The sequence below is a fragment of the Naasia sp. SYSU D00948 genome, from assembly GCF_017916515.1.
Taxonomy (GTDB): Bacteria; Actinomycetota; Actinomycetes; order Actinomycetales; family Microbacteriaceae; genus Naasia.
In genome coordinates, this window is sequence record NZ_JAFMTA010000001.1 from 452,704 (window position 1) to 475,357 (window position 22,654).

Below are 22,654 nucleotides of genomic sequence, written 5' to 3' on the forward strand. Positions count from 1 at the left end.
GGCGAGTCGTTCGGCTCAGTCGATCCCGAGCGACTCGAGCGACCTCCGCATCGGCAGGTGCGGGATGCCGTCCTCGAGGTACCGCTCGCCGGAGACCTCGAACCCGAAGCGGGAGTACCAGGGCACGAGATGGGCCTGAGCGTCCAGCAGGATCGGGGCGCCCGCATCCAGCTCGGTGCACCTCTCCAGCGCACGCCGCATCAGCTCGGAGGCGACGCCCCGGCTGCGGGCGGCGACCGCGGTGGCCACCCGGCCGATCCGCAGGGCACCCGGCTCCCGCAGGATCCGCACCGTCGAGAGCACCTGGCCGTCCTCCTCCGCCCAGAGGAGCTCGGCGCCCGGCTCGAGATCGCGCCCGTCGAGGTCCTCGTACGCGGCGTTCTGCTCGACGACGAACACCCGGACCCGCAGCCACAGGATCCGGTAGAGGGTCTCGGGATCGCAGTCGGCGAGGACGCGGTGGTGGTACTCGAGAGGCACCGCCTCACTATAAGAGCGGCCGGAAGCACCGGGGTGGAGGTCAGCCTCTAGGGCCGTCCCATGCCGTGGTAGGTCCAGCCGGCGGCGCGCCAGGCGGCGGGGTCGAGGACGTTCCGGCCGTCGAGGAGGATCTTCTCCCGCACCAGCTGCCCGGTGGCGATCGGGTCCAGCTCGCGGTACTCCTTCCATTCGGTGACCAGCACCACCGCGTCGGCGTTGTGCAGCGCGTCATGGGTGTCCGTGGCGAAGCCCAGCTGCGGATGCAGCCGGATCGAGTTCGGGATCGCCTCCGGATCGGTGGCGATCACGTGCGCACCCAGACCGTTCAGCCGCACGGCCACATCGAGCGCCGGCGAGTCCCGCACATCGTCCGAGTCCGGCTTGAAGGCGAGCCCCAGCACGGCCACCTTCTTCCGGTACACCTGCCCGCCGAGCGCCTGGATCACCATCTGCACCATCCGCTCGCGGCGGCGCATGTTGACCGCATCCACCTCGAGCAGGAACCGCACGGATTCGCCCCGGCCGAGCTCCTCCGCCCGCGCCGCGAACCCCCGGATGTCCTTGGGCAGGCAGCCGCCGCCGAATCCGATCCCCGCGTTCAGGAAGCGCCGACCGATCCGGGCGTCGTAGCCAATCGCGTCCGCGAGCGCCGTGACATCCCCGCCGGAGACCTCCGCGATCTCGGCCATCGCGTTGATGAAGGAGATCTTGGTGGCGAGGAACGCGTTCGCGGCCACCTTCACGAGCTCGGCCGTCGCGTAGTCCGTCACCACCACCGGGGTGTCGTTGGACAGGGCGACCGCGTACACCTCGTCGAGCAGCTGCCTGGCCTGCACCCCCTTCTCCCCCGCCGGCACCCCGTACACCAGCCGGTCCGGGCTGATCGTGTCCTTGACCGCGAACCCCTCGCGCAGGAACTCGGGGTTCCAGGCGAGTGAGGCCCCGGATCCGGAGCGCTCCATCTTCTCCGCCAGGCGGGCGGCCGTGCCGACGGGAACCGTGGACTTGCCCACGACGAGATTGCCGTCCGCCAGGTGCGGCGTCAGGGCATCGAGGGCGGCGTCCACATACGAGAGGTCGTACGCGCTCTCCCCCTTCTTCTGCGGGGTCCCGACGGCGATGAAGTGGACCTGCGAGCCGCCGGCGGCGGCGATGTCCGTCGAGAACGACAGCCGGCCGGACGCCATGGCGGACTCGAGGATGTCGGTGAGCCCGGGCTCGAAGAACGGCGCCTGCGCGGCCTGGAGCGCCCGGATCTTGCCCGGATCCACATCGATCCCGACCACCTCGTGGCCGAGCTCGGCCATGGACGCGGCGTGGACCGCGCCGAGGTAGCCGCAGCCGATGACGGACATGCGCATGTGTGAGCTCCTTCGGGTCGGAGGGCGTCACCACGCTGTGCGGAGTTCCCATTCCTAGCAGGCGGATGCCCCCGCGGTGTTAACGGGAGGAAAACCATTGTGGCCTTCCCCTTGTCCCTGCACGGGGAGGCGCCGCTACTGTCGAGGACACCGTCCACCGCGGCACCCGCCCGCGGGCTTGCAGCGTCGCCTGGCGCGATGCCCCGATCGCTCGAGCCTTCCGGGCTCGTCCATCCCCTGAGAGGCGATGTCATGCCCTTCACCATCGAGGAAGTCGTCGCCGGCGGGACCTGCGTGGGCTGCGGCGCGTGCTCGGTCGCCACGGGAGGCAGGATCCCCGTGACGATCGGCCGGTACGGCGCTCCTCAGGCCCGCCTCGACGGCGTGCCGGCTGCGGCGCGAGCGGTCGGCAGCCGGGTCTGCCCGTTCTCGGACGACTCGCCGAACGAGGACGTCCTCGCTGACGCGCGCTTCGGGCAGCTCCCCCACGACGGGCGGGTCGGGAGGTTCCGCGCGGGATACGCCGCCCGGGTGACCGACGAGGAGTTCCTGCTGGGCAGCAGTTCTGGCGGATTGACCGGGTGGGTGACGGCCCGGCTCCTGGAGCGCGGCGAGGTGGACGGCGTCATCCACGTCGGGCGCAGCAGCGAGGAGGGCGGGGCGCTCTTCGAGTACCAGGTGTCCTCGACGCCGGCCGAGGTGGTCGCCAAGCGGAAGTCCCGCTACTACGCGACGAGTTTCGCAGAGGCTCTCGCGAGCATCCGCGGACGCGAAGGACGCTTCGCCTTCGTGGGCGTACCGTGCTTCGTCCGCGCGGCGCGGGCGGTCGCGGCGCAGGACCCCGAGCTGAATCGGCGCCTCGCGTTCTACCTGGGTCTCGTGTGCGGGCACCTCAAGACGCCGGGCTTCGCAGAAGCCCTCGCCTGGCAGCTCGGCGTTCCACCCGGTGAGCTCGACGAGGTCGACTTCCGCGTCAAGAACCCCACGCGCAGCGCCTCGCGGTACGACTTCGGCGCCCGTGCGCAGGGCGCCTCCGAGATGGTCACGGCCGCGACCGCCGACCTGCTCGGCGGCAGCTGGGGACACGGGATGTTCCAGCTGAACGCGTGCAACTACTGCGATGACATCTTCGCCGAGACCGCCGACGCCGTCTTCGGGGACGCCTGGCTGCCGAGGTACGTCGCCGACTACCGCGGGACCAACCTGGTCATCACGCGGTCGCCGCTGATCGACGCGATAATCGAGGACGGACTCGAGAGCGGAGCGATCGTCGGAGAGGCCCTGAGCGTGGACGATGCGGCCGCCAGCCAGGCCGCGAACTTCCGTCACCGCCGTGACGGCCTGCGGGTGCGCCTGGCGGATGATCTCCGGGCCGGTCTCCCGGTTCCGCGGAAGCGGGTCGAGCCGGGATACGAGGGCGTTCCTACGCAGCGGCTCCCGCTGATCCGCCAGCGCCGCGCCATGTCTCCGATCAGCGAGCGGGCCCTCGAGGAGGCCAAGCGCAGCGGTCGGCTCGGCCGGTTCCTCCGCATCATGCGCCGGGAGGTCATGACCTACCAGCGCCTCGAGGGCAAGTCCCTCCGGACGCGGCTCGCGACCTTCGTGCGGCACACCTCCGTCGGGAGGGGGCTGGGAGTTTGATCACCGAAGGGGTCGGTCCGCGGGTTTGCGACTGTGTTAATAGACCGTTACGCGCCTTGTGACCCCTCTTCGGGGGCGGGTAGTCTCCCAACGTCCAGCCGCCGGGCCGACAGCCGAGCGGCTTCTGTCCAGCGTCGGTCAGCACCGCACCTGAACGATCGAGGACCCATGCCCCGCAGCGATCGGACGCCGAGCGTTCCCGCCACCGGGGATCCCGCCGCCTCTCCCGTCGGCGGCGCGCGGTGAGGCGCTGGGTGGGCCGGTACGGGATCGGCAGGACCGTCGTGCTCGGGATCGGCCTCGCGGCGGCTGCGCTCGCTCTGTCTGCTGCCTGCGTGTACGTGCTGGCACCCTCCGGGATCAGCGCTCTGCCGATGCTCGGCGCCGGCGCCGCCGCCGTCGCGGTCGCTCTCCTCGTTCCCGTCCATTGGCTCCCGGCCCTCGCGCTGATCGCGTTCGCCGTGCTGCCGCTCCAGCTCGTGCCCTCCGAGGGCATCGCGAACGTCGTCCGGCCGACCTCGATCCTCCTCGGCATCTGGATCCTGCGGCGCTGGACCTCGCCGAGACGCGACAGCGAGGATCAGCATCCTGCCGTCGCCCGCTTCGGGAGCCGCTTCACCGTCTACGTGCTCGCCGGCCTGCTGATCGTCTGGATGGGCCTGACCCTCGCCTACTCGACGGCCCTCACCACGAGTGCGGCGTGGCTGTCGAGCTTCCTGATGGGCGCGTTCCTTCCTCTGCTCGTGTTCGACGCCCGCGCGGAGGCGCAGACGCTCAAACGGGCCTTCCTGTGGCTGGGCGGTCTCTACGGCGCCTACGCCGCGGTGGAGCAGGTGGTGCGGGCGAACCCGCTCTTCGACACGATCTATGCGCTCCTCGGAGCCTCGGTGAGCAGCCCCTGGGCGGTGTACCGGTCCGAGGCGTCCTTCGGGCATCCGCTGTTCCTGGGGGCCTTCCTCGCCATCCCGGCGGCCCTCGGCATCGGCGACTGGCTCACGAACGGCCGCCGGTCGAGCCTCGTCCTCGGTCTCCTGAGCGCCCTCGGCGTCGTCATGACCGTCTCCCGGGGGTCGATCCTCGCCGTCGGCGTAGCCGGGGTGTTCGCCGTGCTCGCCGCGGTCGTCGTGCGCGGCGGGCACGGTCTGCCGCGGGTCCTCGGGCTGGGTCTCATCGGCGCCGTCGCCCTCCTCGCCCTCAGCAGCTTCGCGCCCCTCGAGGAGCGCCAGTCGTCGACGGAGTCCGACCTGTCGGCAGGGGTGCGGGAGCAGGCGGTCGACGTCGCGCTCCGCGCGGCCGACGCGAGCTCCTGGATCGGCAGCGGACCCGGCACGTCCGGGATCACCGGCCGGCTCTTCAGCGACGTGGTGATCGAGAACTCGCTGCTGCAGCTGCTGATCAGCATCGGCGTTCCCGGGCTCCTCCTCTTCCTCGCGCTCTTCGGGGCGGCGATGCTCGACAGCCTCCGTCGCGGCGACCTCGGCCCCGCCGCCGCGATCGTCGCGTACGTCGTCGCCATCACCGGCTTCAACTCCCTCGACGCCGTCCGCAGCATGCACGCCCTTCTCGGCCTGCTCCTTCTCCTGGCCCTGAACGGGCCGGCGATGCGGGAGCGCCTGTCACCTGCTCCGCCTCCCGTCCGGTCCCCCCGCGCGGCGACTCGGCCCCGTGCCGTCCTGCGGGAGGTGGCACCGGCATGATCGCCCCGGTCGTCGACTCCCGCACCCGCATCCGTGTGCTGCACTCCCTCGCTCCACCGGACGGCACCACCAAGTACGTCAACCAGATCACCGAGGGGGCGGCGGACGACGTCACCGTGCGCTACTTCTCGTGGCGGGAGGCCCTCTCCGGACGGTATGACGTGCTCCACCTGCACTGGCCCGAGCTCCTCCTGCGCGGTCGCTCCGCCAGGATCCGGCTCGCGAAGCGGCTCTGCATGCGGCTCCTGCTGCTGCGGACGAGGCTGCTGCGGATCCCGATCGTGAGGACCGTGCACAACCTCGACCCGCACGAGCGCGGAAGCAGGGCGGAGCAGCGGCTGCTCGCGGCGATCCAGTCGCGCACCTCGCTCTTCATCCGGCTGAACCCGACCACGGAGCTTCCCGGCGGGGCTCCGGTCGAGAGCATCCTGCACGGGCACTACCGGGACCGGTTCGCCGCACATCCGCGGGAGAGCCGGCGCACCGACCGCGTCCTCTACTTCGGCATCATCCGGCCCTACAAGGGCGTCGACCGGCTGCTCGAGATCGCGCCCGAGCTGGGCGCCGCCGGGATCGAGGTCCGCATCGTCGGCAGCCCCACACCGGAGCTGCGGGACGAGGTCCGGCAGCGCGCCGACGAGCTCGCCAACGTGAGCGCCCGCCTCGCGTTCGTGGCGGACGCCGAGCTCGTCGCCGAGGTGAGCGCGGCGGACCTCGTGGTGCTGCCGTACCGCGAGCTGCACAACTCCGGCGTCGCCCTCGTGGCGCTGTCCCTGGACCGTCCGGTGCTCGTCCCCGACGGCCCCAGCACCCGGGCGCTCCGGGACGAGGTCGGCTCCGACTGGGTGATCCCCTACGAGGGCGAGCTCGGGCCGGAGCAGGTGATCCGCGCACTCGACCTCGTGCACAGGCCCGGACGATCCCCGCGCCCTGCGCTCGAGGGCCGCGATTGGGCGAGCATCGGCGAGGCCCACTCGGCGGCGTACCGGCGAGCGATCGAAGGGGCCGAGCGGTGACCGCGCGGGTCGCGGAGCGCGGGCTCGCGTCGTCGGCCACGCGCGGCGCCGCCGTGACCTTCGCCGGGCAGGGCTTGCGCATCGCGATCCAGCTGGCCGGGATCGTGATCCTCGCCCGGCTCCTCGATCCCGCCGACTACGGCGTCCTCGCCATGGTGCTCGCGATCCTCGGCGTGGCGGAGGTGGTCCGCGACTTCGGCCTCTCCTCGGCCGCCATCCAGGCACCCGTCCTGCTGCCCGGCCAGAAGACGAACCTGTTCTGGATCAACGTCGCGGTGGGTCTCGGGCTCACGCTCGTCGTCCTCGGCCTCTCCTGGCCGATCGCCGCGCTCTACGACGACGCGCGACTCCAGCCGGTCGCGGCTGCGCTGGCGTTCACGTTCCTCCTGAGCGGCTCCGCCACCCAGTTCCGCGCCGACCTCAACCGGAATCTCCGCTTCACCGCCCTGACGGTGTCGGACGCGAGCGGACAGGTCGCCGGCTTGACGCTCGCGATCCTCACGGCCTCGCTCGGCTGGGGGTACTGGGCCCTCGTCGTCCAGCAGCTCGTCGCGGCGGCCGTCCAGCTCACGGTCGCCGCCGCCGCGACCCGCTGGCTGCCCGGGCGCCCGATCCGCGGAGTCCCGATGAAGCCGTTCCTCGCCTTCGGCTCGAACCTCGCCGGAGTGCAGCTGCTCGGCTACGTCAGCCGGAACGTGGACTCGGTCGTGATCGGCGCCACCCTCGGAGCCACGGCGCTCGGCCTTTACAACCGCGCCTTCCAGCTGATGCTGCTCCCGCTCAACCAGATCAACGCACCCTCGACGCGGGTCGCGCTTCCCGTCCTCTCGCGGCTCCAGGACGACCGGGAGCGGTTCGAGGACTTCCTGCGCGTGGGCCAGACCATCCTCCTCAACGTCGTCGGTCCGGTCCTGGCCCTGTGCGCCGCGCAGGCGCCCGCGATCGTCGACCTCGCGCTGGGGCCGCAGTGGTCGGGCGCCGTCCCGATCTTCCAGATCCTCAGCATCGCCGGCTTCTTCTCCACCGCGGGGTACGCCGCCAACTGGGTCTTCCTCGCCAAGGGCCTGACCGGGGCGCATCTGCGCCTCGCGCTGATCACCCGGCCGCTCATGGTCGGCATCATCCTCGCGGGCGCCGCGTGGGGGGTCCTCGGCGTTGCCGTCGCGTACTCGCTCGCCAACGTCCTCCTGTGGCCCGTCCAGCTCCTCTGGCTCCGGCGGGTCTCGGATGCGCCCGTCCGGATGATGTTCGCCGGCGGGCTGCGCACGCTCCTCATCCACGGAGCGGCGACGGCCGGCTCCTTCGCCTCGACGCTCGCCCTCCCCGCCGGCGCGCCTCTTCTCCGGATCCTCGTCGGCGGGCTCGCGCTGCTCGGCGTGCTCACGCTGGCCGCGGCCGTCGTTCCGCCGTTCCGACGCGACGTCGTGTCGATCCTGTCCGTCCGCAGGCACCTGCGGCGCCGTTCCGCCGTCCCCGCCTCGAAGGAGACCGCATGAACCTCACCAGGCTGCGCCGGCGCGCGGAGCGCTTCGCCGGCGACGCGTGGGCGTCCACCCGGCTGTCCTCGGCTGGCCTCCGCCGCGCGTTCGCGTCGGCCCCGTCCGCCGGCCGCGGACGGACCCACGTCCTCGTCGCCCCTCCGGGCGGCGGCAACATCGGCGACCAGGCGATGTTCGAGGCGTTCCTGGAGAACACCGAGGGCCGAGTCGCGGTGGTGGTCACGAGCGAGGACGACCTGGTCGTCCCGCCGTGGGCCTCAGGCCGGGTGCGGGTCGTCGTGCTGCCCGGCGCGGTCTACGGCCGCGGTTCCGCTCGGCGGCGCGATCTCGCCCGATACCGCGAGCTGCTCCAGGAGGCGTCCGCGGTGTCCGTGATCGGCGCCGACATGATGGACGGGAAGTACACCATCCGGGCGGCGGTCCGGCGGGCGCTGCTCGCGGAGCTCGCCGCCCTGTCCGGGGTCCCCGCCCGCATCCTCGGCTTCAGCTGGAACGCCTCGCCCGCACCTGGTGCCCGTCGCGCCCTCCGCTCGGCGGCGGCGGCGGGCGTCGTGCCTCTGCTCCGCGACCCGCACTCGGCCGCGCGAGCCCGCGGCGACGGCATCCCCGGGGTGGTCGAGACGAGCGACATGGTGTTCGCGGCGTCCTCGACGGATCCGGCGCTCCTCGAGGAAAGCGGGGAGCTGTCCGGACTGGGCCGCCCCTATGTCGTCGTCAACGCGAGTGCGCTCGTCGGCAGGAGCGTCGACCAGGTGCCCGAGTACGAGCGCATCCTGTCCTTCCTCTCGAGCGAGGACTACGAGGTGGTGCTCCTCCCGCACGTGCTCCGCGGCACGAGCAACGACCTCGACGCCTGCCGGGCGGTGGCGGAGCGCGCCGCGGCGCCCGGAGTGCACCTGATCGAGCGAGCGCTGTCCCCCGCAGAGGTCCGGGCTCTGACCGCGGACGCGGCGTTCGTCGTGACCGGCCGGATGCACCTCGCGATCATGGCGTTCTGGAGCGGGGTGCCCGCGATCACCTTCTCGACGCAGGGGAAGGTGAGCGGCCTGATGGAGCTGCTCGGCGTCCCCGAGCTCTGCGTCGACCCCGAGCCCGGCCTGGCCGGGCGCACGATCGAGCTCGCGCGCGAGCTCGGCGAGTCCGATCGGATCCGCTCCGCCGTCCGGGCACGACTGCCGCACCTGCGGTCGCTCGCCCGCCGCAACTTCCGCCGGAATCCGCCCGGCCCGGTCGTCGCCGCGGACCCGCCCCAGCCCGTCGAGACAGTGGCCCCGTAGCGCGTGGAAACGCCGCTGCCCGAGACCGAGCGAGGACCCGTCATGCTCACACGCAGACTCCGAGGACTCGTCGCCGACGACGTCGGCGGCAAGGACTGGGTGAACTTCGCCAAGGGCGTCGCCATCATCCTGGTCGTGCTGTACCACTCGATGCTCTTCCTGCGCTCCATCGAGTTCGAGGGCGGCGGGATGGGGCGCGCGAAGACGGCGCTCGAGATGTTCCCCATGCCGGTCTTCCTCGCGATCGCCGGGATGTACCACCAGCGCGTCGTGACCTGGACGCTCGGCGAGACGTGGCGCCGGCGGCTGCTCGGCTACCTCTATCTCTACGTGCTGTGGTCGGTGATCCGGTTCGCCTTCTACCTCGTCGTGCCGAACGTGCGCTCCGACGGTGCGGGGAGCTACGCCTCGGACCCGCTGGCGCTCCTCACCATCCTCGTGTGGCCCATCAGCAGCTACTGGTTCATCCTCGCCCTCGCCGTCTTCACCCTCGTCCTCTGGCTCGTCCGGAAGCTCCCGCCCTGGATCCCGATCACGGGCGCGGCCGTCCTCTCGATCGCCTTCTCGACGGGCTTCGTGACCGTCCGGAACGTCGGCTGGGACCGCATGGGCGAGTACCTCGTCTTCTTCCTCGTCGGTGCGCTCGCCGCGCGGAAGCTGTTCGCGGCGGTCCCGAAGGCGCCCTGGTGGGTGGTCCCCGCCTCCCTCGCGGTGTACGGCGCGTCCGCCGCCGTCGCGGCCTTCGTCCCGGCCGGCAGCCGCGTCCCCGGCGTCGTGCTCGTCGGCCAGGTGGCCGCCGTGGTCTTCGGGGCCACCGCATCGCACCTCCTCGTGCGGCTCCGGCCGCTCTCGTGGGTCAGCTACCTCGGCACCCGGAGCCTGCACCTGTACCTGATCCACGTCTTCGTCATCGCCGGTCTGGCGGCCGTGGTCCAGGCGCTCCCGCAGCTCAGCCTGCTGCCCGGCCGGGGCTTCCTCGTGCTCGGCGCCATGGTCGTCCTCGTGATCGCGATCTCCGCGCTGCTCGGGCGCCTCCTCAGCAGGGTGTCGTGGCTCTACGTGCCGCCCCGGCTTCGGCGCCGCACTCCACCGTCGTCGCGCACCGACGGTTCCGCCGTCCCTGCGTCGGAGCCGGCCCGGAGCGTCCGATCGTGATCCGGCGCCTCGCTCCCGCGGCCGCCCTGCTCGTGGCGGCCTGCCTCGCCCTGGCCGGCTGCCGTCCCGTGCCGGAGCCGTCGCTCACGCCTCCGGCCGAGACCAGCAACCCCGACGTCGCCGTGACGGCCGACATCGAGTACCGGTCGGAGGGCGGAACGCCCCTGACCCTTGACGTCTGCCGGCCTGCGGAGCCGGCGGGTGCGCTGCCCACGATCCTCCTGCTGCACGGCGGCGGCTTCGAGGCCGGCGACAAGTCGGCGATGCGCTCGCTCTGCGAGAGGTTCGCGGAGAACGGCGCGGCGGCCGTCTCGGTCCAGTACCGGCTGCTGCCCGACTACCACTTCCCCGCGCAGGTGGAGGACGTCGCCGCGGCGGTGGCGTGGGTGGGCGCACCGGAGAACGCGGAGGAGTACGGCTTCGATCCCGCGCGGATCGGCGTGCTCGGCAGCTCGGCGGGCGCGATCATCGCCATGTCCGTCGGGGTCGGCATGGGAGGCGCGCCTGTGGCCGCGGTGGTCGCGCTCTCCGGCGCCGCGGACCTCACCGAGTCGGGCCTGAGGCTGGGGGTGCCCGCCAAGCAGGCCCAGGAGATCGTCCTCGGCTACCTGGGCTGCGAGGACATCCGGGCCTGCCCGACTGCGCAGGACGCCTCGCCGCTCCTGCATGTGACGGCGACCAGCGCGCCGATGCTCCTCCTGGCGGGCTCGGACGAGCTCGTGCCGAGCGCGCAGAGCGTCGCGATGAGGGACGCCCTCCGCGCCGCCGGAGTAGCCTCCGAGGTTCTCGTGGAGGAGGGCACCAACCACGGGCTCGCCCTGCTCTCGAGCGACAATCTCCGGATCGTCCAGGACTTCTTCCTCGCCAACCTCTGACCCACCGTTAGGAACCGACATGGATCTCACCAGCATCCTGAGGACGATCAGGACCACCTGGCCGCTCATCCTCGGGCTCACCCTCCTCGGCGGAGGGGCGGGCGCCCTCGTCGCGGCAGTCACGACCCCGACCTACACCGCGACCACCCGGATGTTCTTCGCGTTCGAGGCGACCGCCGGGGCCCCGGCGGCGGAGCTCGTGCAGGCGAACAACTTCGCGATCCAGCGGGTCTTCTCCTACACGGAGGTGGTCGAGACCCCGCGCGTCCTGGACCGGGTGATCGACGAGCTCGGGATGGACACGGACGCCGAGGAGCTCGCGCGCGACATCTCCGTCTCGGTCCCGACCAACAGCGTGATCCTCGACATCTCCGCGAGCGCGGCGAACCCGCAGGACGCCGCGACGCTGACCGGGGCGATCAGCAGCACCTTCATCGACGTCGTCGTGAACGAGCTCGAGTCGCCCTCGACGGGCGGGGCCGGTCCGGTGCGGGCCGAGATCCTCCAGGAGGCGACCGCTCCCGAGCTGCCCGCCAGCCCGAGCTACCCGCTCTACATCGCGCTCGGCCTCTTCTCCGGACTCGTCCTCGGGCTGCTCACCGCCACGATCCTCGCCCTCGCCGACCGGCGGGTGCACAACCGGGCGGAGGTCGAGCGCCTGAGCGGCCTGCCGGTGCTCGCGGGCATCTCCGGAGCCCCCGGGAAGGGCCTCGTGCTCAACTCGCGGGGACTGGGCGTCGCGGCGGACGGGTACCGCGGGCTCGCCGCCGCGATCGTGCTCGACCCGGAGGTCGTCGCGGGCAAGACGCTGACGCTCCTGTCGCCCAGCACTCGGGAGAACTCGGCGGCCGTGGCGGCGAACCTGGCCATGGCGCTCGCCAAGGCAGGCGTCCGGACGGTCGTCGTCGACGGCGACCTCCAGCGGAAGGGGCTGTCGAAGCTCCTGGGCGTCGAGGAGCGCCCGGGACTGGCCGAGCGGCTGGCCGGGGACCCCGGCGTCGCGCCGATCAGCACCGGAACCCCCGGACTCTCGGTGCTCCCCGCGGGCCAGGGCGGCGCCGCCTCCGCCGAGCCCTTCGCGGCCGGGCGCTTCGGAGCGCTGGCTCAGGAGCTCGCGAGCGACTGCGACATCGTCCTGGTGGACTCGCCTCCGGTGCTGTCGAGCCCGACCGCCGGCTTCCTCGCGGCCGCGTCCGGCGCGACGACGCTCGTCGTGCAGACCGGCCGCACGACCGGACCCGAGGTCCGGTCCGCACTCGACACCCTGACCAGGGCGGGCGCCAACGTCATCGGGCTCACGCTCACCGACGTCCCGACGTCCGGTCCCGACGCCGACGCCCACTCCCGCGCTCTGGTGACGGCGGGAGGCAAGGGCTGATGGTTCTCACGACCCCCGCTGATGCGGCCGCGACGGCGACTCCGGCGCCCCGCCCCCTGTCCGTGATGGTCGTCGTGATCTCCCTGCACGGCGGCGGCGCCGAGTTCGTGGGCCGCACGTGGATGGAGTGGCTGGTGTCGCAGGGCCACTCGGTGACCGCGGTCACCACGTCGAGCAAGGACACCGACCGGTACCTCCCGGCGGGTGTCGCGGCGGTGTCCCTCGGCGGGGTCCGGGGCCACGCGGCCAAGGCGCGGGCGCTCAAGCGGCTGTTCGAGGAGCGGAGGCCGGATGCCGCGGTCGGACTCCAGGCCTACGCGAACCTCGTGCTGGTCGCCGCCGCCGAGCTGATGCCGAAGTCCTCGCGCCCGGCGGTGGTGGTGAGCGAGCGCAACCTGGTGGCCTACGGTCTGCCCGGGTCCCCGCTGTCCCACCGGGTCAAGCACCTGCTGACGCGCCGCGCCTACCGCCGCGCCGATCACGTCATCGCGATCTCGCATCCGATCGCGGGCGAGCTCGCCGGCGGCTTCGGGATCCCCGAGGGCCGCTGCACCGTCGTGCCGAACCCGGCCGCCGCGAAGGTGCCCGGCAGGAGCGTCCGCCGCAGCGCGGACGACATCGACATCGAGGTGATCATCGCGCACCGGCTGGTCCCGCAGAAGCGCCCTGCCCTCGCCGTCCGCACAGCGGCGGAGCTCGCACGCCGCGGCCACCGAGTCCGGCTCACCGTGTTCGGCACGGGGCCGCTCCTCGACGAGCTCGTCACGCTCGCCGGCGAGTTGCAGGTCGATCTCAACCATCGGGGCTGGGTCGAGGACTGGTTCGCCGAGTGCTCGGACAAGGCGGTGTTCCTGCTCGCCTCCCACCGGGAGGGCTTCGGCAACGTGCTCGTGGAAGCGGCGGCGGCGGGCGTGCCGTCCGTCGCCCTCTCCGGCGCGCTCGGCGTCGCCGACGCCCTGGTGCCGGGCATCACGGGCGAGCTCGCGATCGACGACTCCCCCGCCCGCGTCGCCGACGCACTGGAGCGTGCCGCGGGCATCTCGATCCCCGACATCTCGGCCTGGCTCGATCACTTCTCCTCCCGCTCCAGCGGCACGACCCTCGAACACGTGCTCCGGAAGGCCATCGCCACGTGAAGGTCTTCGCCTCCGCCATCGGCCAGCACGACAACATCGGCGACACCGTGCTGCGGCGCGGCTTCCTCGACGCCGTGCGCGGGGCGGGGCCGCTCCACCTGTACGTCGGGCGCCAGCAGGAGGACCAGCTCAGCGCGCTCGGGCTGCGGGAGGACGACACGCTGTACCGCAGGTCGCAGGAGTGGCGCGCGAAGCTGTCCACGACCATGGGCCGGGAGCCGTCGGTCTACGCCTTCGACACCGGCGAGACCGAGCTGCAGCGGGGCTTCGCCCTCCGATACGCCCGGCTCGCGCCGCTGCTCATCCTGAACCGCCTCCGCGGCGGAGGCGCCGCGCACGTCGGCGTGGGGATCCGGGAATCGACCCCCTGGCGTCACCCCATCCGGGGTGTGCTCCGGCTCTGCGACGTCGTGACGTGGCGAGACGCCCACAGCAGGTCGGTCATGGGGCTCGGCGGCATCTCACCCGACTGGGCCTTCCGCCTGGGATCCACCGATGCCGACCTGAGGGCGTCCCTGCCGATCCCGCGGAGGAAGCTCGCGGTCGCCGTGCGGGCGAGCCTGCAGCACGCGCAGAAGAGCGAGCCGTCGGCGCGCTGGACGGAGGCGGTCGCCGAGCTCGCGGATCGGCACGGCCTCGAGCCCGTCTTCGTCGCGCAGATCCGCCGCGACGGGCCGCTGGCGGATTCCCTCGCGGAGCGGGTGGGCGCGCAGTCCCTCACCTGGGAGAGCGGGCACCACGGCGCCTTCGAGGAGCGGCTCCGGGCGCTGTACCGGGAGTCGGCAATCGTGCTGAGCGACCGGCTGCACGGGCTCGTGATCGGGGCGACCGAAGGGGCGGTGCCGCTCGCGCTGTCCGCGGACCCGCTCGACAAGTCCACGAGGACGCTGGCCGCCGCCGGAATCCGGAACGCCTCGGTCGACCCCGAGCTCGCGACCGGCGGGGCGGACGAGATGATGGCCCGCGCGCTCACCCGCCGGGCGGAGGTCGCGCGTGCCGTGGAAGAGGCCCGGCGCGCGCTCGATGCCGTCGCGACCGCCATCGCGCGCATCGGCCGGAAGCGAGGGTCTCGATGATCGTGAGCGTGATCCTCCCGTCCTTCAACGATCAGGCTCATCTCGGCGACGCCCTCGCCCGCCTCCGCCGCCAGCGCGGGATCGACATCGAGGTGATCGTGGTGGACGACGGCTCGAACGACGCGAGCCCCGCCATCGCCGAGCGCGCGGCGCGCGACGACCGCCGCATCCGCGCGCTGCGCCTCGAGGCGAACGGGGGCGTGGCCCTCGCGCGCCGCCGCGGAGTGCTCGAGGCGCGGGGCGACTACGTCTGGTTCGTCGACTCCGACGACGACTGGCCCGACGACGCGGCCGCGGTCCTCGCCGCGAAGGCCGAGGCGACCGGCGCGGACGTCGTGGTGGCGGGCGCCCTGTTCCGGCTCGAGTCGGGCCGGACCAAGCAGCTCGCTCCACCCTCCGGCGATCCCGTCGACGGGCGGATCGCCTTCACCCAGCTCCTCACGGGCGGGATCACGGGCCACCTCTGGAACAAGCTGTTCCGGCGGAGCCTGCTCACACAGATCGAGTACGTCCCGGCTCGTGTCCAGTCCGACCTCGCCATGGTCGCGGGGGCCCTCGCTCGCGCGGGCAGCGTGGCCTTCCTCGACCGCACGGTCTACGAGTACCGGATCCGCCCCGGCTCCATCATCACGAGCCGATCCCGGCGGGCCGACTCGCTGCGGCTGATCGAGGCGGGAGTGCGCCGGGCCGCGTCCCTGCTGCCCGGGGTCGTCGACGGTCCCGCGCACCGCTACTTCGTGACCCGCTACATCCTGCTCTCCGGGATCAAGGACGCCACCTTCGGCGACTACTCGGACGAGGAGCGCGGCGCCCTTCTCGCCGAGCTCCGTCGCCGGCTGACGCTCCGCGAGCTGCGGCTGCTGGCCTCGGCTCGGGACGTCCGGCGCCTCGCTCTCGCCGCCACGGCCAAGTGGTCGCGGCCCCTCTACCGCCGCCTTCTCGTGATCGCGGACCGATGACCTCGACAAGGGAGACCCCATGACCCCGTTCCCGGAGGACGCGACCACGCCGGAGCGCCGCTCGCCGCTCGACTCGGTCAGCCCGGTCACACGCCGCCTCTTCCTCGGCGGAGTCGCCGGAGCAGTGGGCTGGTCGGTCCTGTCGGGAGGGCAGGCCGTGTCCGCCGCCACCCCCTCCCCCAGCCCCCTGCTTCCGGGCGAGTACACCCGCAAGAGCAACCAGGTCACCGCCTACGGGGGCACCCTGTACGACAACATCGTCGTCAAGATCAAGGGCGACCCCGCACGGCTCTACGTTCCGCAGTCCATCAAGCCGGGTCAGCAGACGCCGATCCGGGTGGTCTGGCTGTACCACGGCTCCGGAAGCGACCACAACGCGCTCGACGGGGGCTTCAAGCAGACCGGGGAGCGCACCGTGGACGAGGGGGCGATCGCCATCTGCCAGAAGGCCGGGGGCACCCTCTACTCGCATCCCTTCGCCCAGGCCTGCCAGGTGAACGGCTATGCGTGGGTGGCGGCGCTGTACAGGATCGCCGGGAACTACTTGCGGGGCACCTCCGGCGGAGGCGCCCTCTCGTGTGAGACGTACGGCTCGCGGCTCATCCCGGACATCCTCGGGATGTACAACGTCAACGGGTCGTACGACCTCATGGCGATGTACAACGCGGGCGGGAGCTCCCGCGACACCGTGGTCGCCGCGTTCGGCGACGATCCGGCTGCCATCCAGGCCGCGAATCCCGCTCGTCACCGGCAGGCGACGTGGGCCGGGACGAGGATGCGCATCGTCGTCTCCCAGCCGAACGAGACGGACCGGACGGTTCCGCCGGAGCAGCACGGCCTGGCTCTGCTCGCCCTCGCTGCGCCGGTGGCCGCCGAGGCCTCCCTGCGCACCCATGCCCACGGCCACAGCACGCCGGGCTTCGCGCACCTCGACTTCGTGGACGCCATGCGGCGATGGGCGCCGACCGCTCCTGCGCCGGACACGACCGCTCCGAGCGTCGCGGTCACCTCGCCGAGCGACGGCGCCGCCGTCGCGGGCAACGTCACCCTCGCCGCGACCGCGACCGACGACTCCAGCGTCACCGGTGTCCGCTTCACGTGGGGCTCCGTCGACGCCGGCGCTGCGACCCTCGCGAACGGCGTGTGGACGCTGCCCTTCGACACCCGCACAGCCGCCACTCCGGACGGGAGCTATGCGATCACCGCCACGGCCACGGACGCCGCCGGCAACACGGGCGTGAGCGCTCCCGTGACGGTGGCCGTGCGCAACACCGACACGCGCGCGCCCAGCGTGGTGATCACGTCCCCGGCGCAGGGCGCGGTCGTCTCCGGAGTCGTGACGGCGACGGCGGCCGCCTCCGACGACGTCGGGGTGACAGGCGTGAGCTTCTACTCGGGGAGCCGCCTGATCGCCCCCGCGAGCCTCGTCGACGGGGTCTGGACGCTGACCTTCAACACGCGGACCAGCGTGACGCCGAACGGCACGTACAGCATCACCGCACGCGCCGGTGACGCCGCGGGCAACGTAGGCGTGAGTCCTGCCGTCTCCATTCGGATCGCCAACTGACGGCGGCGGTCCGCCGGCGGTCCTCCGCCCGGCGGACTGCCTCCGCGGGGACCGGGAGGTACCCTGTCAGTCACGGCACGTCCGACGGCGAGCGTCCGGGGGGTTGTCTCGCTGTCGGTTTTCATTGGGGGCTCACGCGCATGCGCCGTTTCACTCGTTTCCGCTCACTGCTGCTGCTCGCGGTCGGGGCGCTCACGCTGCAGGTCACGCTGATCGGCTGCTTCACGGCCACCGCGCAGCCTGCTCCGTCGACGATCGGCGGCTCACTCGCCACCACGTCGGGCATCACGGCGACGCCCAAGTCCGACGGCGCCGTGGTGACCTGGACCGCCGCGAGCGGGGCAGCCGCATACAAGGTCTACCGGAGGACCGGGACCTCCGCCGCCGTGGTGGTCAACACCGTCCCCGTGACCGGCACCCGGCTCTTCGACGCGGGCCTCACCGCCGGAACGAGCTACACGTACTCGGTCGCCGCGGTGTCGTCCTCCGGCGCGGAATCGCCGCTGCCGGGGTCCGTGACGGTGAGGGCGGCCGATCCGCTGGCGAGCTACGCCGGCGCGATCGCCCGCGAGTGCCCGGCCGCGACCAAGCGGGTGTCGACGGCTGAGCAGCTTCGCACGGCCCTCGCGGGGGCCCGCGCCGGCGAGGTCATCTGGCTCCAGCCCGGCGTCTACCGCGGGAAGTTCAAGCTGGAGCGCAGCGGCACGACCACGAGTCCCATATGGCTCTGCGGCACCGAGGACTCCGTCCTCGAGACCGGCTCGATCTCGGACGGGTCCGCCCTCGTCCTGGACAAGGCCTCCAACGTGGGCCTCAGCGGCTTCGCGGTCCGCAACTCGCTGCAGGGCGTCATGGTCAAGTTCTCGAGCAACGTCACGATCGCTCGGCTGACGGTCACCGACATCGGGTACGAGGGGATCCACGTCTACGCCCTCAGCTCGAACGCCGTCATCCGCGACAACACCATCCGCAACACCGGAGTGGTCGACGTCGCATACGGCGAGGGCATCTACATCGGAACGTCCAACCGGAGGTGGGACGTCGTCACCAGCGGTCAGCCCGACACCACGCGCCGCGTGGTCGTGCTCCGCAACACCATCGTGAACGCCGGCGCCGAGCCCATCGAGGCGAAGGAAGGCACGTCCGACGGCGTGATCGAGGGCAACGTGATCACCGGGCACCAGACGGCGTCGCGCGCCATCGGCTGGGTCCTCGTCACGGGGAACAGCTGGCTCATCCGGGACAACACCGGCAGCGACGCCGTCACCAACGCCTACGCGCTCATGAAGAACGGGACGCAGTGGGGTCTCGACAACTCGGTCGTCGACAACAGCGGCGAGGCCGGCTCGGCCGCAGGCTGGGGAGTCCTCGTGCACCATCCCGGATCTCCCGTCCCTGCTGGCACCGTCGTCGGCTGCGACAACAGGGTGTCGGGCACCGCGTCGGGCGTGACGCACGTGCCCTGCCAGAACTGAGACACTCCGCCGCAGTCGCGGCGCCTGCCCCCCGAACGGGTTGTTGCGGGCCCGTGAAATTCCGGTAACAGGGTGCCCCCGGCGTCTAGAGCGCCGCAGAGGGGCCGCGCTAGGGTGATCGCGCGGCCACGGATGTCTGCACCTTCATTACCAGAGACAGCACCCGGGGAGCCGTCATGGGAAGCACGACCGCCAATCGCAAGCTGCTGCTCGTCGCCTCCACCGGCGGCCACCTCGCCGAGCTCGTGCGGCTGCTGCCCGTGCTGAACGCCTCCGACGACTCCCTCTGGGTCACCTTCCGGTCCCCGCAGAGCGAGGCTCTCCTCAGAGGGCGCCGCGTCTTCTACGTGCCCTACGTGAAGCCGCGGGACGTGCTCGCGGTGCTCCGCGTGATGGGGATCACACTCCGCCGGCTCCGCCACGAGCGCTTCGACGGCGCGGTCAGCACCGGGTCGGGCATCGCCCTCGCCTGCTTCCCGGCCGCCATCCTGCGCGGGATCCCGACGAAGTACGTCGAGAGCCTCGGTCGCGTCTCCGCGCCGTCCGCGACCGGCCGGATCCTCGCCGCCCTGGGCGCTACGGCGATGTTCACCCAGTCCGAGCGGATGGCTCGCGGCCGGTGGTCGCCGCACCCGAGTGTGCTGAGCACCTACCGCGCGGTCCCCCGGCCGACCGACTCCCGGCCCCCGCGGCTCTTCGTCACCCTCGGCACCATCCGCGGCTACCGCTTCGACGCGCTCGTCGACGCCGTCCTCGCCTCCGGACTCGCCGACGAGCGGACGGTCTGGCAGGTGGGCGAGACGGTGCGGCGCGACCTGCCCGGCACGGTCTACCAGTACCTGTCGGCCGAGGACTACGTCGCGGCCGCGCGGGACGCGGACGTCGTCATCTCCCACGCGGGCGTCGGCTCGCTCCTGGTCCTTCTCGAGGCCGGCGTGTACCCGATCCTGGTCACTCGCCGGGCCCACCGGAACGAGCACGTGGACGACCACCAGCTCGAGCTCCGGGAGGTGGTGCGCGGCCGAGGCGTGGCGCGGGTCGTGGACGTCGAGGAGCTCGACGCCGCGCTCATCCAGAGGGTGCGCGCGCTCGAGGTCACCGACCGGCTGGAAGGGATCTCCGACCGCAGAACCGCCCTCGCCGGCTGATCCCGCCCACCACGAAGGAACGCGCGTGAGAACCGTCTTCGCGATCGGCCGCGGCCAGTACGAGAACATCGGCGACATCATCCTGCGACGACAGCTGCTGGACTGGGTGCGGCCGATGGGACCGCTCCATGTATATGTGGGCCACTCGCCGGACGGCTACGACGAGGGCTTGCGGCTCGGCCCGGACGACGTGGTGTACCGCTCCCTTCTCCGCTGGTACCGGGCAGCGCTCTCCGCAGCACTGCAGGGGAACGCCGCCTACGTGTTCAAGCCAGGCGAGATCCAGCTGACCCTCGTGGGCATGAAGGAGCACCTCTCGATGCTCCCGCTGCTCGCCGCGCTCCGAGCCAGGGGCGGCAGGGCCGTCCGTGCGGGAGTCGGCACCCGCAACTACGCCCCGCTGCCTCGGGCCCTGATGCGGCCGTCGATCGCGCTGTCCGACCTCACGCTCTGGCGCGACGTGACGACGGCCTCCTACATGCGCACCGGGCAGGCGATGCCGGATCTCGCGTTCGCCGAGGGGGCCGGCGACGAGGAGATCGAGCGCTTCCGCGAGCACGACCCCGAGCGGAACGTGCTGGTCGTCTCCATGCGCGCCGATGACCACATCCGGCCCTACCCGAGCCGGCAGTGGCTCGACGGCGTCCGGCAGTATGCCGCGTCCCGGGGACTCGAGATCTGGGCGGTCACCCAGGTCCACGTCGACGACGAGCGCACCCGCCGGCTGGCGCGCGACCTCGGGGGGCGCGCCCTCACCTGGGAGCACCTCGGCGACCACGCGGGACAGGAGCGCCGCCTGCGCGAGCTGTACCGGCGCACCGCCGTCGCGCTGAGCGACCGGCTCCACGTCATCATCGCGGCCTTCACCGAGGGAGCTGTGCCCGTCGGCTCCCTCGTCGACGGCTCGGACAAGGTGGACCGCCACTTCCGCACCATCGGGATCGACGGCGTGTCGGTGGCCACCCGCGGCCTCTCCGCCGACGAGTTCGCATCCGCCATCGGCACCCTCGAGACGCAGCGTCCCGCCATGTTCGAGCGTCTCCTCGAGGCCCGATCCCGGCTGGGACGCCATCGTGCGGACGTCCAGAGCGTCCTGGCATCCGGCCCGTCGGGAGCGCGCCGGCCGGCTCCCGAGAAGGTCCCCGCCACCTCATGACGGGCGTCCGCCCCGTCGTCCACCACCTCGGAAGGGCGGGCGACATCGCAGGGGGCATGACCCAGGTCCTCAACGGCTACCTGGAGTGGCCCTTCCCCCGTGTGGACGTCGCGGTGATCACCTCGCGGGGGGATCCGCACGACATCCGGGCCGGGGTCCGCCGCGCGGCGAGCGCAGCCGGCCGAGTCCTGCAGCTGCCGCGCAGTGGCACCGTCGTCGTGGCCCACCTCTCGGAGCGAGGGTCGTTCCTGCGTGAGGGCTCGCTGCTGCGGGCGGCCGCCGCGCGAGGCGTGGCCACGGTGGCGCACCTGCACGGAAGCTCCTTCGCGTCGTTCGCCGAGGCCCGGCCGCGCCTCGTACGGTGGGCGCTGTCGGCCGCGGACCGGGTGGTCTCGCTGTCGGAGGAGTCGAGCAGGGTCGCCGCACGCTTCGTGCCGGCCGACCGCATCTCGCTCATCCCGAACGCCATCCCGTCCGGAGCCCCCGCGACGAAGGAGCGGCTGGTCGTCTTCGGCGGCGTCGTGACCCATCGGAAGGGCATCGACGTCCTCCAGGCCGCGTGGGACGCGGCCCGTCAGCCGGGCTGGGAGCTGGTGGTCGCCGGACCGCCCGTCGACGGGCACCTGATCCGCCCCGACCTGCGTCAGGCGCGCTTCCTCGGGGCCGTCTCCCATGCCGAGCTGATGGCGCTGCTCGACCGCTCCGCGATCGCCGTGCTGCCCTCGCGCGAGGAGGCCATGCCGATGTTCATCCTCGAGGCGATGGCCCGGAGGAACTGCGTGATCGCGACGCGCGTCGGCGGGATCGCGGCCGTGCTCGGCGGAGGCGAGGGCATCGTCCTTCCGCCCGGTGAGGTCGAGCCCCTCGCCGCCGCGCTGGGGAACGTGATGACCGACGGCGCGGCTCGCGGCCGGTACGCGGACGCCGCGGCGAGCGCCTTCGCCGACCGCTTCTCGGCGGAGACGGTCTTCCCGATGCTCGAGGAGCTCTGGCTCACGGCTCTCGAGGATGCGAACACTCGCCGTGCTGTGCCGCGGCGGAGTCAGGTCGCTCTGGACTGAGCGGCCGCTACCGCTCGTCGAGGCGGCGGGTCCTCGTGGTGCCGTCCGGGTTGATGAGCCCGCGCCGAAGGGCGCGCCGGTACGCCCTCCCGCGCAGGTGCCGGAACTCCTGGCCGGGCGGCAGGTCACCGGGATCCGCGCCATGACGAGCGCGGAAGACCCGGACGAGGAGGCGCCTCAGCAGCGTCACGTCACCTCTTCGCCTCGCTGGAATCGGCGCTGTCCGCACCTGTGGCCCCCGGTCGCCCCAGCAAGAGCGAACGCATCATTCTACCCGCGGCGGGAAGCGCCGCCTATCGCGCATCACCACAGGGAGCCCGATCCGATTGTGGGCCCTCGACAGGAGGCGATCCTCCGCGCAGCGGAACTAGCGTGGGGGCTTCGCGAACAGCAGAAGGAGGCACGATGAGTGCCAGCTCCGCCGTCACCTCCCCGCGTCTCGTCCCGTCGTCGCCCGCCGACGAGAGCCGTGAGCTGTCCCGCGACCGCCTCTGGTGGTGCCGCCTCCCCCGTCCCCTGAGCTCCGGGGTGCTCAGCCCGGGCGCGGAGGACTGGCCGTGGCGACCGGTCCGGCTGATCGATGCCTATGCCGACCGGTTCATCGTCGTCCTCGAGATCCCGGGTCCCGACGAGTCGGCCGCCCCGCTGATCCTGACGGGCGAGGCGGCACGCCTGCTCGCCGCCTCGCCCTGCTGAC

The 22,654-nt window shown here is 72.4% G+C and carries 20 protein-coding genes; 17 read left to right on the forward strand and 3 right to left on the reverse strand.

Going from position 1 to position 22,654, the window contains the following annotated elements:
• Positions 1-15 precede the first annotated feature (15 nt).
• On the reverse strand, positions 16-480 hold the full coding sequence (locus tag J3P30_RS02140; RefSeq protein ID WP_210479306.1) for a GNAT family N-acetyltransferase: 465 nt from the start codon (positions 478-480) through the stop codon (positions 16-18).
• A 47-nt stretch (positions 481-527) separates the two neighbouring features.
• Positions 528-1,841, reverse strand: a complete 1,314-nt coding sequence (locus J3P30_RS02145; protein WP_210479307.1) for a UDP-glucose/GDP-mannose dehydrogenase family protein — start codon at positions 1,839-1,841, stop codon at positions 528-530.
• A 252-nt stretch (positions 1,842-2,093) separates the two neighbouring features.
• Here J3P30_RS02145 and J3P30_RS02150 point away from each other — a divergent pair, with 252 nt between their 5' ends.
• The 16 genes from J3P30_RS02150 to J3P30_RS02225 all read left to right on the forward strand — a co-directional run bounded on the left by J3P30_RS02150 (position 2,094) and on the right by J3P30_RS02225 (position 21,957).
• On the forward strand, positions 2,094-3,482 hold the full coding sequence (locus tag J3P30_RS02150; protein ID WP_210479308.1) for a Coenzyme F420 hydrogenase/dehydrogenase, beta subunit C-terminal domain: 1,389 nt from the start codon (positions 2,094-2,096) through the stop codon (positions 3,480-3,482).
• Positions 3,483-3,724: 242 nt separating this feature from the next.
• Complete coding sequence (locus J3P30_RS15010) at positions 3,725-5,179, forward strand: O-antigen ligase (RefSeq protein ID WP_210479309.1); 1,455 nt, start codon at positions 3,725-3,727, stop codon at positions 5,177-5,179.
• Positions 5,176-6,195 (forward strand): glycosyltransferase, encoded by a 1,020-nt coding sequence (locus tag J3P30_RS02160; protein WP_210479310.1) that lies wholly within the window; start codon positions 5,176-5,178, stop codon positions 6,193-6,195. The genes J3P30_RS15010 and J3P30_RS02160 overlap by 4 nt, the downstream gene beginning before the upstream one ends.
• A complete protein-coding gene (locus J3P30_RS02165; RefSeq protein ID WP_210479311.1) occupies positions 6,192-7,691 on the forward strand; it encodes a lipopolysaccharide biosynthesis protein in 1,500 nt (499 codons plus the stop codon). The genes J3P30_RS02160 and J3P30_RS02165 overlap by 4 nt, the downstream gene beginning before the upstream one ends.
• On the forward strand, positions 7,688-8,971 hold the full coding sequence (locus J3P30_RS02170; protein WP_210479312.1) for a polysaccharide pyruvyl transferase family protein: 1,284 nt from the start codon (positions 7,688-7,690) through the stop codon (positions 8,969-8,971). Before J3P30_RS02165 ends, J3P30_RS02170 begins: the two co-directional genes overlap by 4 nt.
• Before the next feature lie 42 nt (positions 8,972-9,013).
• Positions 9,014-10,126 (forward strand): acyltransferase family protein, encoded by a 1,113-nt coding sequence (locus tag J3P30_RS02175; protein WP_210479313.1) that lies wholly within the window; start codon positions 9,014-9,016, stop codon positions 10,124-10,126.
• Entirely contained in the window at positions 10,123-11,001 is an 879-nt protein-coding gene (locus tag J3P30_RS02180; protein WP_210479314.1) for an alpha/beta hydrolase, read from the forward strand. Before J3P30_RS02175 ends, J3P30_RS02180 begins: the two co-directional genes overlap by 4 nt.
• Before the next feature lie 19 nt (positions 11,002-11,020).
• Positions 11,021-12,379 carry a polysaccharide biosynthesis tyrosine autokinase gene (locus tag J3P30_RS02185; RefSeq protein ID WP_210479315.1) on the forward strand — a complete coding sequence of 453 codons (1,359 nt, stop codon included), beginning with the start codon at positions 11,021-11,023 and terminating at the stop codon, positions 12,377-12,379.
• On the forward strand, positions 12,379-13,515 hold the full coding sequence (locus J3P30_RS02190; protein WP_210479316.1) for a glycosyltransferase: 1,137 nt from the start codon (positions 12,379-12,381) through the stop codon (positions 13,513-13,515). Before J3P30_RS02185 ends, J3P30_RS02190 begins: the two co-directional genes overlap by 1 nt.
• Entirely contained in the window at positions 13,512-14,591 is a 1,080-nt protein-coding gene (locus tag J3P30_RS02195; RefSeq protein ID WP_210479317.1) for a hypothetical protein, read from the forward strand. Before J3P30_RS02190 ends, J3P30_RS02195 begins: the two co-directional genes overlap by 4 nt.
• A complete protein-coding gene (locus J3P30_RS02200; RefSeq protein WP_210479318.1) occupies positions 14,588-15,550 on the forward strand; it encodes a glycosyltransferase family 2 protein in 963 nt (320 codons plus the stop codon). Before J3P30_RS02195 ends, J3P30_RS02200 begins: the two co-directional genes overlap by 4 nt.
• Before the next feature lie 19 nt (positions 15,551-15,569).
• Entirely contained in the window at positions 15,570-17,117 is a 1,548-nt protein-coding gene (locus J3P30_RS02205; RefSeq protein ID WP_210479319.1) for an Ig-like domain-containing protein, read from the forward strand.
• A 140-nt stretch (positions 17,118-17,257) separates the two neighbouring features.
• Positions 17,258-18,592 carry a right-handed parallel beta-helix repeat-containing protein gene (locus J3P30_RS02210; protein ID WP_210479320.1) on the forward strand — a complete coding sequence of 445 codons (1,335 nt, stop codon included), beginning with the start codon at positions 17,258-17,260 and terminating at the stop codon, positions 18,590-18,592.
• Between the two features lie 176 nt (positions 18,593-18,768).
• Positions 18,769-19,740, forward strand: coding sequence for a glycosyltransferase (locus J3P30_RS02215; RefSeq protein WP_210479321.1), 972 nt, complete (start codon positions 18,769-18,771; stop codon positions 19,738-19,740).
• Between the two features lie 25 nt (positions 19,741-19,765).
• On the forward strand, positions 19,766-20,896 hold the full coding sequence (locus tag J3P30_RS02220; protein WP_210479322.1) for a polysaccharide pyruvyl transferase family protein: 1,131 nt from the start codon (positions 19,766-19,768) through the stop codon (positions 20,894-20,896).
• Positions 20,893-21,957: a glycosyltransferase family 4 protein gene (locus J3P30_RS02225; RefSeq protein WP_210479323.1), complete on the forward strand. Its 1,065-nt coding sequence runs from the start codon at positions 20,893-20,895 to the stop codon at positions 21,955-21,957. Before J3P30_RS02220 ends, J3P30_RS02225 begins: the two co-directional genes overlap by 4 nt.
• A gap of 7 nt (positions 21,958-21,964) precedes the next feature.
• Here J3P30_RS02225 and J3P30_RS02230 read toward each other — a convergent pair whose 3' ends face one another.
• Entirely contained in the window at positions 21,965-22,147 is a 183-nt protein-coding gene (locus J3P30_RS02230; protein WP_210479324.1) for a hypothetical protein, read from the reverse strand.
• Positions 22,148-22,362: 215 nt separating this feature from the next.
• On the opposite strand from J3P30_RS02230, the gene J3P30_RS02235 reads away from it, so the two are divergent.
• Positions 22,363-22,653, forward strand: a complete 291-nt coding sequence (locus tag J3P30_RS02235) for a hypothetical protein (protein WP_210479325.1) — start codon at positions 22,363-22,365, stop codon at positions 22,651-22,653.
• The last annotated feature ends 1 nt before the right edge of the window (position 22,654 follow it).